This window comes from Sphingobacterium sp. R2, assembly GCF_040760075.1.
Classification (GTDB): domain Bacteria; phylum Bacteroidota; class Bacteroidia; order Sphingobacteriales; family Sphingobacteriaceae; genus Sphingobacterium.
The window spans coordinates 819,278-832,009 of the sequence record NZ_CP142884.1 but is presented as its reverse complement, the minus strand read 5'-3'; the positions used below and the strand labels follow the sequence as shown (position 1 = coordinate 832,009).

The following is a 12,732-nucleotide window of genomic DNA, read 5'->3' as shown; positions in this document are numbered from 1 at the left end:
AAACATCCCGATAGGATGTCATTATACGTTAGGAGGGGGTGTTGGAACCGTAGGATGAAAAGCTAGAATGCTTTTCTCATTTTTAAGATAATTCTTTTGTTTTCCTTGGTTCTCAACGATTATAGTTTCGAATACAATAGGTTCTTCTGACTTCGTATTGAAAAATTTTGAGGCCGTCTCGAGTGTATCATTACTCGCGCCATTATTGTTCTCGATTTCCAGTTGTAAAACAACCTGTAAGATTGTACTTTGATCTAAACTATTGGAAAAAATAGGTGAAATAGATATAGCCATCTTTGTGAAAAAGATGATCGCGCAAAGGAACGCTGCCACAAATCTAAACCGCTTATTTAACATTTTTTATTACCTTTAGTTTTACTGTTTTACATCGTAAAAATAGCAATTCCATGTTAAATTCAAATTAATAGTGCACTAAAAAATATATTTTGGCACTAAATTGTGACGAAGAAATTATTTTTATGAAACGTTTTTCAATGTTTATTGATTTATACATTTAAAGCCTTAGGTATGGCAAATAAAGAACAATTTATTGAGCAAGTAAAGGTATCCTATAACCCCAAAGGAGCATTCATTTATCTGGGTGCAGGGATTCTGAATGGGGAAATTCAATCTGAAGCAAAAGTGAATTTGGCGTTGAAAATGATGAACCGTCACGGACTTATTGCTGGCGCTACAGGCACAGGTAAAACGCGTACGTTACAGTTAATCGCCGAGCAATTGTCGGATGCCGCTGTACCTGTATTTATGCTGGATGTCAAAGGCGACTTATCAGGTTTAGCAGAGCCAGGACTGACTAATCAGGCACTTATTGACCGCGGAAGTGCTGTGGGCATACCATTTGAGCCATCATCGTTTCCCGTTGAATTGTACTCACTTTCTGGCAACAAAGGAATTCCTATGCGGATGACTGTAGAGGACTTTGGACCGGTATTGCTGGGCCGGATACTGGAGCTCAATGAAACGCAAACGGGCGTATTAGCGGCTATGTTTAAATATGCGCAGGATCAACAAATGCCTTTGATCGATTTTTCAGACACGAAGAAATTGCTTACCTACCTCTCGGAAGGACCGGGTAGCGAAGAGATAAAAAATGATTACGGTAAGATTAGCTCCGCCAGCTCGGGAACCATCTTACGTAAGATCGTTGCATTGGAACAGCAAGGTCTAGCGCATATTTTTGGTGAGAGAGAATTTGACATCAACGATTTGTTTCAAAAGGTAGATGGTAAGGGCGTGATTAGCTTATTAAATATCTCCGATGTACAAGACCAACCCATACTTTATTCTACATTTTTGTTAAGCTTACTGGCACAGCTGTTTAAAAATATGCCTGAGGTTGGCGATTTGGACAAACCTAAACTTGTCTTTTTCTTTGACGAAGCCCATCTACTGTTTAACGGAGCTCCTAAAGCCTTTCTCACACAGGTTGATCAGATCATTCGTCTTATTCGATCGAAAGGGATCGGGGTGTTCTTCTGTACACAGTCCCCAACCGATGTGCCAGAATCTGTATTGGCGCAGTTGGGAAATCGCGTACAACATGCCCTGCGTGCTTTTACACCCAACGATGCTGAAAACTTAAAGAAGATTGTTAAAACATATCCCAAATCCGACTTTTATGAAATTGATCAAGTCTTAACCTCCTTAGGGACAGGGCAGGCATTGATTACCGTATTGAATGATAAAGGTATCCCCACAGAGGTTGTTGCTACGCATTTGGTACCTGCCCGTGCCGTGATGGGGCCTGCAAGTGGCGCAACAATCCAACAAATGATCAATCAGTCTGATTTAAAAGTTAAATACCAAGAGCGGCAAGAAAATCGCTCTGCGGCTGAAATCATAGAAGAACGAATCCAGGCGGCAGCACAGGAAGAACAACGCGCGGCCCAGGAAAAAAAAGCGGAAAAAGCGAGTCGGCCCACTTCTCGAAGACAGACTCCTTTGGAAGCCGCACAACGAACTGCTACAACGACTTTAGCGCGCGAAGGGGTGAAGTTTTTGGGCAAATTAGCGGCGGGATTATTAAACGCATTCTTAAAAAAGAAATAATACTAATTTTTTGATCTTTTTCGTTTCAATACTATACCTTTGAGGGTAGCACTGAGCTTGCCGAAATTTGCTTTTAAAGGCAAATTTAGCTAAGTTTACCCACGAGAAGAAAATTCTATTAACGCAATTTAAATATGAGTAAACCAACCCTTTTGATTTTGGCAGCAGGAATGGCTAGCCGGTATGGTTCTTTAAAACAAGTAGATGGTTTTGGCCCACACGGCGAGACAATTATTGACTATTCAATTTACGATGCCATTCGCGCAGGATTTGGAAAAGTTGTATTCATTATCCGGGAAGAATTTCTGGAAAAAATGAAAGCAGTATTTGATGAAAAATTGAAGGGTAAAATAGAAGTAGATTATGCTTTTCAAGATTTTGACCTAACGAAATTTGGTGTCAATCATGTGATTGAAAGAACTAAACCTTGGGGTACAGCACATGCGGTGATGAGTGCCAAAGATAAAGTTAAGGAACCATTTTGTGTCATCAATGCAGATGATTTTTACGGGGCCGATTCTTTTCAAAAAATGGCTGAATTCTTAACGACCGAGGTTTCTGACCAGCAGATGTCATTAATGGGTTTTCAGGTTGGAAATACCATGTCTGATTATGGTTATGTCTCGCGTGGAGTATGTGAGGTGACGCCTTCTGGCCATATGGAAAGTGTAACTGAACGGACAAATATATATTATAAAGGCGAAGGGGATAACCGCAAAATCGTGTACGAGGAAAATGGGGTGGAAACGGATCTTGATCCGAAAACGCGTGTTTCAATGAACTTTTGGGGTTTTACACCAAAAATTTTCGAAGTAGCACAAGCGATGTTCCCTGCTTTTGTTGATGAAAACAAAGAAAATTTAAAAGCTGAATTTTTTATTCCTTCCGTACCTGATTATATGGTTAAACATAAGTTGGCGGATTTCAAAGTAATTCCAACTTCATCGAAATGGTTTGGAGTAACCTATAAAGAGGATAAACCTATTGTACAAGAATCAATATCAAAATTGGTTGCGGATGGAGTCTATCCTGAAAAGTTATTTTAAGAGCTAAAAGAAATAGTTTATCTTTCACCTGTATTGCCAGCAATACAGGTTTTTTTTACCCCGTTTGGTAGATTAATGAGTAGAAATAGATCTTAGATGAAAAAAGTTCTTAAAGTGTTAGGTTATTTTATTTTAGGATTGTTTTCTTTTTGCGTGCTTTATATTGTCGCGGAATACAGTTTGTCGCGCATTTCAGCACCGCGAAAAGAAATCAACGGAGATAGGACAGTGCAGGTATTTGTCAAATCGAATGGCGTTCATACCGATATTGTATTACCGGTCGTCAATGAAGAGATGGATTGGTCGCAATTGTTTCCTTATGAAAATACGACCGGAAAACATCACGGATACCAATATGTTGGGATCGGCTGGGGGGACAAAGGATTTTATTTGGATACGCCCGAATGGAAGGATCTAAAAGCCTCGACCGCATTCATCGCTGCTTTCGGATTAGGCGAGTCCGCCATTCATGTGACCTATTATAATACCGTTCAGGAAGATGAATTATGTTTTTCTTACCAGATCAGTAGGTCACAATATCATGATTTGATACAATATATCAAACAATCATTAGACGGAAATCAAAACGAAGCTATTTTGGTAAAAACAAATGCACAATATGGGGATTCAGATGCATTTTATGAAGCGAAAGGTGCCTATAGTATGTTTTATTCCTGCAATACCTGGACAAATAATGCCTTAAAGAAGGCTGCAATGCCCGCTGGAATATGGGCTACATTCGATAAAGGAATATTAAGTCACTATAAAAACAAGCAATAGCTCGAAGCGTATAAAAAGTAGTTGTTGAATGTTGAGAAATCGATAAGCGACAGGGTTAAAATAAAAAAAGCTCCAGGATTAATGTCCCGGAGCTTTTTTTATAGGGAGGAGTGATTACTTCACTTCTTCGTAATCTACGTCAGTTACATCATCACCACCTTGGTTTCCACCTTGAGCTTGACCTGCATCACCTTGAGGTTGTTGTGCACCACCTTGAGAAGCAGCATACATTTCTTCAGAGGCAGCATTCCAAGCATTTTGCAATTCTTCAGAAGCAGCATCGATATCAGTAAAGTTTTTCGCTTCGTAAGCAGCTTTTAGTTTTGTTAAGCCAGCTTCAATTGGCGCTTTTTTATCTGCTGAAATTTTATCGCCATATTCTTTCAATTGTTTTTCAGTTGAGAAGATTAAAGCGTCAGCTGCATTTACTTTGTCAGCTTCTTCTTTCATTTTTTTGTCAGCATCAGCATTAGCTTCAGCTTCTTCTTTCATACGTTTGATTTCGTCATCAGACAAACCTGAAGATGCTTCAATGCGGATATTTTGTTCTTTTCCAGTAGCTTTATCTTTCGCAGATACTTTGATGATACCATTCGCATCAATATCAAAAGTAACTTCGATTTGAGGAACGCCACGAGGAGCTGGTGGAATGTCATTCAAATGGAAACGGCCGATTGTACGGTTTTGGTTTGCCATAGGACGCTCACCTTGTAAGATGTGAATTTCTACAGACGGCTGATTGTCTGAAGCAGTAGAGAACGTTTCCGATTTTTTAGTTGGAATTGTTGTATTTGCTTCGATCAATTTAGTCATCACACCACCCATTGTCTCAATACCCAATGAAAGTGGAGTTACATCCAATAATAAAACGTCTTTTACTTCACCTGTCAATACACCACCTTGGATAGCAGCACCTAAAGCGACAACTTCATCCGGGTTTACACCTTTAGAAGGCTCTTTTCCGAAGAATGCTTTTACCGCATCAACGATTGCAGGGATACGAGTAGAACCACCTACTAAGATAATTTCATCAATATCAGATTTGCTGAAACCAGCATTTTTCAATGCAGACTCACAAGGAGCAATTGTTCTCTTAATCAAGTCAGCTGCCAAAGCCTCAAATTTAGCGCGAGACAATGAACGAACTAAGTGTTTTGGACCAGTTGCATCAGCAGTGATATATGGCAAGTTGATTTCAGTAGAAGTTGCGCTTGATAACTCAATTTTCGCTTTCTCAGCAGCTTCTTTCAAACGTTGCAATGCCATTGGGTCTTTTTTCAAGTCAAAGCCATTGTTTTCGCTTTTGAATTCTTCATTCAACCAGTTGATGATTACGTTATCAAAGTCATCACCACCTAAGTGTGTGTCACCGTCAGTAGATTTAACCTCAAAGACTCCGTCACCTAATTCTAGTACAGAAACGTCATGAGTACCACCACCACAGTCAAACACAACAATTTTCATGTCTTTGTGTGCTTTGTCCAAACCATACGCTAAAGCTGCTGCTGTAGGTTCGTTGATGATACGTTTTACAGATAAACCAGCGATTTCACCAGCTTCTTTGGTTGCTTGACGTTGTGCGTCGTTGAAATACGCAGGAACTGTAATAACAGCTTCAGTTACTTCTTGACCTAAGAAATCTTCAGCTGTTTTCTTCATTTTTTGAAGAACCATAGCAGAGATCTCTTGTGGTGTATATTTGCGGTCGTCAATTTCTACACGAGGTGTGTTATTGTCACCTTTAACGATATTATAAGGTACGTGTTCAGCTTCTTTCAACGCTTCATCGTATGAAAGTCCCATAAAACGTTTGATGGAATAAATAGTTTTATGTGGGTTAGTAATTGCTTGACGCTTTGCTGGGTCCCCAACTTTGCGCTCGCCACCCTCTACGAAAGCTACGATCGAAGGAGTTGTACGTTTACCTTCGTTGTTCGTAATTACTACAGGCTCGTTACCTTCCATTACGGCAACACATGAGTTTGTAGTACCTAAGTCAATTCCTATAATTTTAGACATATCTTGTGTTTTAATTTTTTACTTAAACAAATCTATCACTCTATTATCAACCCTTATGCCAATCCAACTTTTTTTTAAAAAAATCACTATTTGTCATCTATTTGTCTTTAGGTACTGCCAAACTGACATTTTCAATACACCAGTTGCTCTAAAATCCTTTTTTTTGCTGACTCGTTTTGTCGATTGCGTGGCATATATCTGCCAAATATTTCCGAGAATTCATTAAGTTCCATTTTTTTTGATTTCTTATCCCGCCACTCAGAAGGCACAAGTTTATTGGTATATTCAATAGCTGTAGCCCAGTATTGAATATGCATTTCAGGAATCACGAGACCTATTATCATCCCAGGGAGACCGTGACTTAAGGCCGGTCCTGCTGAGACAGGGATTTCTTCCGAATAATAGGCAATCAGATACAATGAATCTTTGGTGGCACCATTTACCCGGCGGCAGTTTACACCGGCAATATTTCGGTATTCCTCGGTGAACCGCCAAGTAATGCTATCCAGTGTTTCCGAAAGAATGTATTTCTCGTCAATATCAAGCTGAATATCTGCGGTGCCTGCTTTCAGATCCTGATAAAGGACTTTACCATTTTTAGCTCCACCTCTAAATTGTCCTCTCGGGGTTGGGCCAGATCGAGCTGCCCCTGAAATCTGCCCCCTCGACCATTGGCAGAAGTAGCTTTCGGTGCAGTCATTTTTATTGCGTTACTTTGCTTTTCACTTCCCACATTTTCCTCGGGCATTAATACCGTTGAATTCTCATCAAAGTACAATTTCAATTTTTCTGTGTGCGAATCAGGCATTTTATCCAGATAGTCCAGTATTCCTCCATCTCTGTCCATCCCTTTCGGATTCATGTCGTTTGACATCTGCCGCAGGCGCGCTTTTGTATAAGTGACCTTATCAAAACTGATCGTGCCTCTGCTTCCAAAATAGGCATATTGCGCCTGAAGCGATAATCCGCACATACAGCAGATCAGAACAGTTAAATATATTTTTTTAATCATTTCCTTTCCCTAGATATTTGTTGAAATCCCATTTTACACCGACCAAAAAATACTGCGTCAATACCTGTTGAACAGATTCGGAATAGTTGGTGTCACTTGCACTACGGCGTGTATTATTAAATGTGTTGAAAATGTCAAAAGCCTTTACACTTAGCGTCATGCTCTCATCTTTCAGTACTTTTTTCTCCAATTCGATATTGGTATAAAATTGATTGATTGATTTCTTATAAAGTTTCGTTGGTCCTGTGTAGCTATAGAAAATGTTTGCTACAATATTAAACTTTTTGGGTAAGAAGTATTTAACGTAGGTAGAAGTTCCGCCTTGAAAACTTGTAGCGTTGAACTGTGTGTTGATTGAATTTTGCTGAATATTAAAGCCCGCATTTGCAGAAAAGTCAAAATCAAATCCTTCTGAATCTTGCTCGTTTAAGCTCGACCCTAGGCTAAAATTGGCGTTCTTTGCATTGTTCAGCAGAAACTCGCCGCCGGATTGCCCCCCTTCAAACTTGGTATAACTATAACTATTGTTAAACCTAACGTTTGCACTTTTGTTAAAATTGATACGTCGATTGGACAGAGGCTGCATATGGTTAATATTCAATCCGCCGTTCCAGTTGGATTTACCGGATAGATTTTCATAAGTACTGATTTGTGCCGAGTTGTCCAATATGGTTGTTTTGTTAACAATAGGATTGTTCACAAAAGATAAGTTACCGTTGATATTAATATTGGTTCCTTTTAATAAACTGAAAGCATTATAATTGGCCGTAATATTATTGTTAACGGCACGTTTTAGGTCAGGATTACCAACTTGTTGAAACAAAGGATTGGTCTGAGGCTGTAAAGGCTGTAACTGATCAAACGACGGAATAATATTTGAACTCTGATAAGCAAAACGTAAATTTTTGCTGTTTGAAAGGCGATAATTGGCATCTACATTTAAATTGTTGTCCCAGAAATTACGTGCGAGATCGATTGATCTGTAACTATCGCTTAACTTTTGATTCTTAAAGAACGTACGGTTTGAAAAGTTTATTTCCCACTTTTCTCTGCGATAGGAAAAGTGAATATTAACACCTTGATTGGAGTTATTGTCGATTTGATTTTGCGAATATAGTGAATCAAACTTTTGCGTGATATTGTTTATCGATCTCTGTATGTTTGTATTCTTCGAATGATTGAAACTATAGCCGAGAGCGAGATTGACGTAATCGTTAATACGGTTATTGAAATTTATTGAGGTAGAGAAATCATTACCATTATTTTGACCATATCGATTTTGGTCAATAATGGTACTATCTCCTGTTTTGTAGAAATAAGTTCTTGAATTTACTTTACTGTCTGAATTTAACTCTTTGTGACTATTCCCAACCATAAGGTTGACAGAACGACCCGCTTTTAATCGTTTTCTATAATTCAAGCGAAAACTGTTGTTGGAGCTTGAAGAATTGGATTGATTGTTCTCGCTAAAGTCACTGATCAGGTTACCTGATTCATCACCTGTTTTGCTGTCGTTATAGGTAAGGTTATCACTGTTAGCCCAATTGGCGTTGGATTGAAGTTCGATATGTTGTGTGGAATCCAATCGCATACTAAGGTTTGACCTGAAACTATTACTTCGGCTGTGCCTTTCATTATAATTTTTACTGTTTTTTTCTTGAATAGATTCGTCGGGTAGCACATTTTTATTGTACGTTTCCGAACGATTTTTGTCACTGCTGTTATCGTAACCATAATTGGCGTTTACTTTTAGGGCTTTTTTCAAGAACTGATTTTCATAGTTGGCGCCAAGGTTGGTGTTTAGTGGTTCGCCCGTAATTTGGTTGTTCATTCGAAGAGAGCCCTCACGACCGCTGGAACTACCCATATTATTGTGGCTGGCAGTAATGCCAATACGCTCGGTTTTATTAAACTTGGCAGCAAAGAGATTTCCAGCATACAGTCCTTGGGATCCTCCTAATGCCTCCATGTTACCAAAGAGACCTTTTCGAGCTTTCTCCTTAAGTACAACGTTAACCGTTTGGATCCTTACGCCATCATCGATGCCCGAAAGCTCGGCCTCCTCCGATTTTTTCTCATAAAGCTGTACCTTGTCCACAGCATCTGCCCGTACATTTCTAATGGCTATTTTAGGGTCATAACCAAAAAATTCCTCCCCATCAATAAAGACCTTCTGTACTGATTTTCCCTGCGCCGTGATACTTCCATCTCCCGTAACCGTGAAACCAGGTAAACGACGCAGTAAATCTTCTAATTTGGCATTCTTTTCTGTTGCAAAACTTCCTGCATCATATTCTATAGTGTCACCTTTGAGCGTAATTGGAAGACGACGGGTGACAATCACCTCCTGCAAAACATTTCTTTGAGAATTTATTTTGATATCGTGCAAGTCGAGATCTTTGTCTGCAATTTGAATCGTATCACTATAGAGCTCAAACTTGGGATAGGTGGCCAGCATAATGTAACTCCCAGGTTTGATATTTTTAATTTGAAATCTTCCTTCTTCATTGGCGCGGTTAAAATAACGGAGGACTGAATCGCGGTTCAGTAGAATAATGGAAGCATGAGTTAGAGGCTTGTCGTCTGCCTTGTCTAAAATCCTTCCCTTGATGTTTATTTGCGAGTGAGCGCTGTTGATGAGGGTAAATAGCAAAAATAGTAATTGAACTAATCTTTTCATGTCCGGGTGTTATCCTTCAAATATAATTTACTTAATCGTTAATAAATGTAAAATATCTTTTCTGAATGTAAAATCTTTGGTATATGGTATCGGTATTTCAATTCTTTATTTCTTTAAAGGGAGTTTTGGAGCATTCTATTTTTTTATTGCATTCAATACAGACAGTTGCCACTAGGTATGTTGAGAAAGTTGAAAGTAAAATTTACCTTTGCATAAAATTGATGTTATGACTTTTGAAAATTACTTGCAACTATTCGAAGATATCTTAAACCATCCTGAGAATCACCCCACTTATCAAGATGAAGAATATTATCAATACACTAAAATGAATTGGGCCAGAATGGGTCGTTGGATAAGGCGATTTGAGCCAACTTCCGCTTTTGAACAGTTTGTGAAGTCAATTGCAGAAAAGCAACAATGGATTATTATTACTGAGCCTTGGTGTGGGGATGCAGCGCATTCTGTACCGATGCTCGCTAAGATGGCAGCCCAAAATCCCAATGTTACTGTCGATATCCAATTGCGTGATAGCGCTCCCTTTTTAATAGATTCGTATTTAACTAACGGTGGAAAATCTATTCCGATTCTTGTGATACGTGATGAAAATGGACAAGATTTAGCTGTCTGGGGACCACGCCCCGCAGCTTGTCAGGAATTGTTCTTGAAGTTGAAAGAGCAGGGAATGGATTTTTCTGGAATTAAAGAAGAAATTCAAAAGTGGTATAATACCGATAAAGGGGTCGCCATTCAACAGGAAATCCAGTCAGTGCTAGAAAAATAAGGGAAAGTACATTTTTTTCCTTGTCATGGTTTGGTAATGTGATGTTAAGCTAAATCCAATAAAATATGAACATTGAAGATTTAAGAGATTATTGTTTATCGATCGGTCCAGTCGTAGAAGAGACTCCATTTGGTCCGGATACACTTGTATTTAAGATTGGCGGCAAAATTTTTTTATTGGTTGGGCTGGATCAGATCGATGAACTTCGGTTTAATGTAAAGTGTGATCCCGAAATAGCAGTTGAATTGCGTGAAAAGTACGAGCAAACAGTGCTACCAGGCTATCATATGAATAAAAAACATTGGAATACGATTATTGCCAATCGAGAACTGGATGACAAAAAGCTTGAAGAACTAATTTTGCATAGTTATAGTCTAATTGTGGAAAGCTTGCCGACTAAAATTAAGCAGGAGATCAAGGGCGGTTGATAGCCCCTTCTTAAACACTTATTCGCCATCTATTCGTATCTTGCTTGTGAAAGCCCTAGTATTCTCTACTGTTCGCCTACTGTGGGGCCAATGTTTGCCTACTCTAATGGTGGGCGCCTAGTGTGCAGCCGTCGGACAGGTCCCGAATCGCTTCATTTTATAAAAAAAGTCCGCTAGTAATTAACTAACGGACTTTTATATACGGTACGTAGCCTATTCAGTTACATTTTCAATCCGATTTCTCTCAACCGCTCATCCAGGTATTGACCGGCTGTATAATCTTCGTAAACTTTAGGGTGCTCTGCATCGATGCATGATGCTAGTGAAGCCAGGCTCATGGAGGATTTTGGGTGCAAAAAGAAAGGGATAGAAAAACGAGAAGTTCCCATCTTTTCCCGTGGAGGATTGACAACACGGTGCGTTGTTGATTTCAGCTTATTGTTTGTTAATCGTTGCAACATATCGCCCACATTAATAACAATATCTTCGCCTTTGGCTTTAATAGGGAACCATTCGCCATCTTTTGTCAATACTTCAAGACCATCCGCACTGGCACCAATTAATAACGTAATGAGGTTGATGTCTTCGTGTGCACCTGCACGAACAGCGTCAGGCGCTAAGGCATCAGGATCATTGATAGGGAAGTAATGGATCGCACGTAGAATAGAATTACCATTGATAACAAATTTTTCGAAGTAATTCTCTTCTAGGTCAAGGTAGGTCGCAATCGCTTTTAATAATTCCCGGCCTGTATCTTCAAGCTTTTTATAAACCTCAGCTGTAACGCCGTTAAAGCGAGGAATTTCAGCAACTTCTGGATTGTCCGGGAAATCAGCTTTGGAATATTCTTCGCCAACGATAGTTTGGCCGCGCTGCCAAAATTCTTTTAAGTCAGGAGTCTTTGCATCTTTAGCTTTTTCTCTTCCTTTTGCTGTATAACCACGCTGACCTGCCAATTCCGGAAACTCATATTTTTCCTTCGTCTCAGTAGGTAAGCTGAAAAATTCAGGCACTACTTGGTACAGCTCCTCTATCAGATCTTTTGATAAACCATGATTTGCAATCGTTACAAAGCCCGTTTCGTTAAACGCTTTGCCAATATCTTGAATAAATTGATTTCTTTGTTCTTGGGTTCCTTGTGTGTAATGCTGCAAGTCCAAGCGCGGTATGTTTACTAAAGCCATACAGTGTTGATATTTGTTTAGGACAAAGTTAACGGAATTAATTTTGATTATTACATAAAGGTTGTTAATAAAAGTTTTGAGCTGTGTTGTATCGTTCTGTATATCAGTATTTAAAAGTTTTCCACATTTCAGTGGTGTTCGTAGTTTCGCTTAACTTATCAACCGTCATCATGCTGACGAATATATGACAAAATTTGTAAGTTGATTGTTGCTATTCTAATTCCTAACAAGTATATTTGTTATGCAAGCATAATAAATAGCTTGAGAGTGTGCTTATGAACCAAAATCAGACAATTGATTATTTTTTAAAAACAGGCTGGCAGACCATAGCCAATAAATACAATCAAATCGCTTCGCAGTACGGTTTTACCCAAGCGGCGGGTTATATTTTGATAAATATCCATAAAGAAGGTACGCCTGTTTCCCAGATTGCAAATCTGACGGGAGTTAAAACAACTAGTTTGTCTCGGGTGTTGAATAATTTGGAGTCGCTGGGATTTATTTACCGTGAGACTAGCGAAACGGATAAAAGATCTGTCAAAGTATATTTGACAGAACTAGGTCGTGAAAAGAGGAGAATTGCTAAAGATGTCGTGCGTAATTTCAATCAATATCTGGCAGATAATTTTTCAGAAAAAGAGCGTGACCAATTGATTGCTTCGCTAGCAAAACTAAATGATCTTGCAAACAGCTACAAGGAAGAAGTAATCGTTTAAAATTTAAACCAAATGT

12 protein-coding genes are annotated in these 12,732 nt (G+C 39.0%); 6 read left to right on the top strand and 6 right to left on the bottom strand.

What is annotated here, in order from left to right:
• Positions 1-21: 21 nt before the first annotated feature.
• A complete protein-coding gene (locus tag VXM68_RS03440; RefSeq protein WP_293957100.1) occupies positions 22-294 on the bottom strand; it encodes a hypothetical protein in 273 nt (90 codons plus the stop codon).
• A 234-nt stretch (positions 295-528) separates the two neighbouring features.
• On the opposite strand from VXM68_RS03440, the gene VXM68_RS03435 reads away from it, so the two are divergent.
• The 3 genes from VXM68_RS03435 (at position 529) to VXM68_RS03425 (ending at position 3,896) form a co-directional block, all read left to right on the top strand.
• Positions 529-2,070 (top strand): helicase HerA-like domain-containing protein, encoded by a 1,542-nt coding sequence (locus VXM68_RS03435; RefSeq protein ID WP_294185286.1) that lies wholly within the window; start codon positions 529-531, stop codon positions 2,068-2,070.
• A 134-nt stretch (positions 2,071-2,204) separates the two neighbouring features.
• Complete coding sequence (locus VXM68_RS03430) at positions 2,205-3,116, top strand: sugar phosphate nucleotidyltransferase (RefSeq protein WP_294185287.1); 912 nt, start codon at positions 2,205-2,207, stop codon at positions 3,114-3,116.
• Between the two features lie 96 nt (positions 3,117-3,212).
• Positions 3,213-3,896 (top strand): TIGR02117 family protein, encoded by a 684-nt coding sequence (locus VXM68_RS03425; RefSeq protein WP_294185288.1) that lies wholly within the window; start codon positions 3,213-3,215, stop codon positions 3,894-3,896.
• Between the two features lie 114 nt (positions 3,897-4,010).
• Here the strand turns inward: VXM68_RS03425 and dnaK are convergent, their stop codons facing one another.
• From dnaK to VXM68_RS03405, 4 genes are all read right to left on the bottom strand, one after another.
• Positions 4,011-5,915, bottom strand: coding sequence for a molecular chaperone DnaK (dnaK, locus tag VXM68_RS03420; protein WP_293957095.1), 1,905 nt, complete (start codon positions 5,913-5,915; stop codon positions 4,011-4,013).
• A 131-nt stretch (positions 5,916-6,046) separates the two neighbouring features.
• Positions 6,047-6,454, bottom strand: a complete 408-nt coding sequence (locus VXM68_RS03415; protein WP_367211289.1) for a GLPGLI family protein — start codon at positions 6,452-6,454, stop codon at positions 6,047-6,049.
• Positions 6,455-6,483: 29 nt separating this feature from the next.
• Positions 6,484-6,927 (bottom strand): hypothetical protein, encoded by a 444-nt coding sequence (locus tag VXM68_RS03410; RefSeq protein WP_367210458.1) that lies wholly within the window; start codon positions 6,925-6,927, stop codon positions 6,484-6,486.
• Positions 6,920-9,607: a TonB-dependent receptor gene (locus VXM68_RS03405; RefSeq protein WP_367210457.1), complete on the bottom strand. Its 2,688-nt coding sequence runs from the start codon at positions 9,605-9,607 to the stop codon at positions 6,920-6,922. Before VXM68_RS03405 ends, VXM68_RS03410 begins: the two co-directional genes overlap by 8 nt.
• Positions 9,608-9,833: 226 nt before the next feature.
• Between VXM68_RS03405 and VXM68_RS03400 the strand changes: the two genes are divergently transcribed.
• Together VXM68_RS03400 and VXM68_RS03395 are read left to right on the top strand one after the other, a co-directional pair.
• Complete coding sequence (locus tag VXM68_RS03400) at positions 9,834-10,388, top strand: thioredoxin family protein (RefSeq protein WP_294185292.1); 555 nt, start codon at positions 9,834-9,836, stop codon at positions 10,386-10,388.
• Positions 10,389-10,453: 65 nt separating this feature from the next.
• Complete coding sequence (locus tag VXM68_RS03395) at positions 10,454-10,816, top strand: MmcQ/YjbR family DNA-binding protein (RefSeq protein ID WP_294185293.1); 363 nt, start codon at positions 10,454-10,456, stop codon at positions 10,814-10,816.
• A gap of 221 nt (positions 10,817-11,037) precedes the next feature.
• On the opposite strand, the gene VXM68_RS03390 is transcribed toward VXM68_RS03395, so the two are convergent.
• Entirely contained in the window at positions 11,038-12,000 is a 963-nt protein-coding gene (locus VXM68_RS03390; protein ID WP_294185294.1) for a 2-oxoglutarate and iron-dependent oxygenase domain-containing protein, read from the bottom strand.
• A 275-nt stretch (positions 12,001-12,275) separates the two neighbouring features.
• Here VXM68_RS03390 and VXM68_RS03385 point away from each other — a divergent pair, with 275 nt between their 5' ends.
• On the top strand, positions 12,276-12,716 hold the full coding sequence (locus VXM68_RS03385) for a MarR family transcriptional regulator (RefSeq protein WP_294185295.1): 441 nt from the start codon (positions 12,276-12,278) through the stop codon (positions 12,714-12,716).
• The last annotated feature ends 16 nt before the right edge of the window (positions 12,717-12,732 follow it).

Excerpts from the sequence above, each read along its gene's own strand:
- dnaK (WP_293957095.1), bottom strand. The coding sequence starts at position 5,915 with ATGTCTAAAATTATAGGAATTGACTTAGGTACTACAAACTCATGTGTT.
- VXM68_RS03425 (WP_294185288.1), top strand. The coding sequence starts at position 3,213 with ATGAAAAAAGTTCTTAAAGTGTTAGGTTATTTTATTTTAGGATTGTTT.
- VXM68_RS03410 (WP_367210458.1), bottom strand. The coding sequence starts at position 6,927 with ATGATTAAAAAAATATATTTAACTGTTCTGATCTGCTGTATGTGCGGA.
- VXM68_RS03405 (WP_367210457.1), bottom strand. The coding sequence starts at position 9,607 with ATGAAAAGATTAGTTCAATTACTATTTTTGCTATTTACCCTCATCAAC.
- VXM68_RS03385 (WP_294185295.1), top strand. The coding sequence starts at position 12,276 with ATGAACCAAAATCAGACAATTGATTATTTTTTAAAAACAGGCTGGCAG.
- VXM68_RS03430 (WP_294185287.1), top strand. The coding sequence starts at position 2,205 with ATGAGTAAACCAACCCTTTTGATTTTGGCAGCAGGAATGGCTAGCCGG.
- VXM68_RS03435 (WP_294185286.1), top strand. The coding sequence starts at position 529 with ATGGCAAATAAAGAACAATTTATTGAGCAAGTAAAGGTATCCTATAAC.
- VXM68_RS03440 (WP_293957100.1), bottom strand. The coding sequence starts at position 294 with ATGGCTATATCTATTTCACCTATTTTTTCCAATAGTTTAGATCAAAGT.
- VXM68_RS03400 (WP_294185292.1), top strand. The coding sequence starts at position 9,834 with ATGACTTTTGAAAATTACTTGCAACTATTCGAAGATATCTTAAACCAT.
- VXM68_RS03395 (WP_294185293.1), top strand. The coding sequence starts at position 10,454 with ATGAACATTGAAGATTTAAGAGATTATTGTTTATCGATCGGTCCAGTC.
- VXM68_RS03390 (WP_294185294.1), bottom strand. The coding sequence starts at position 12,000 with ATGGCTTTAGTAAACATACCGCGCTTGGACTTGCAGCATTACACACAA.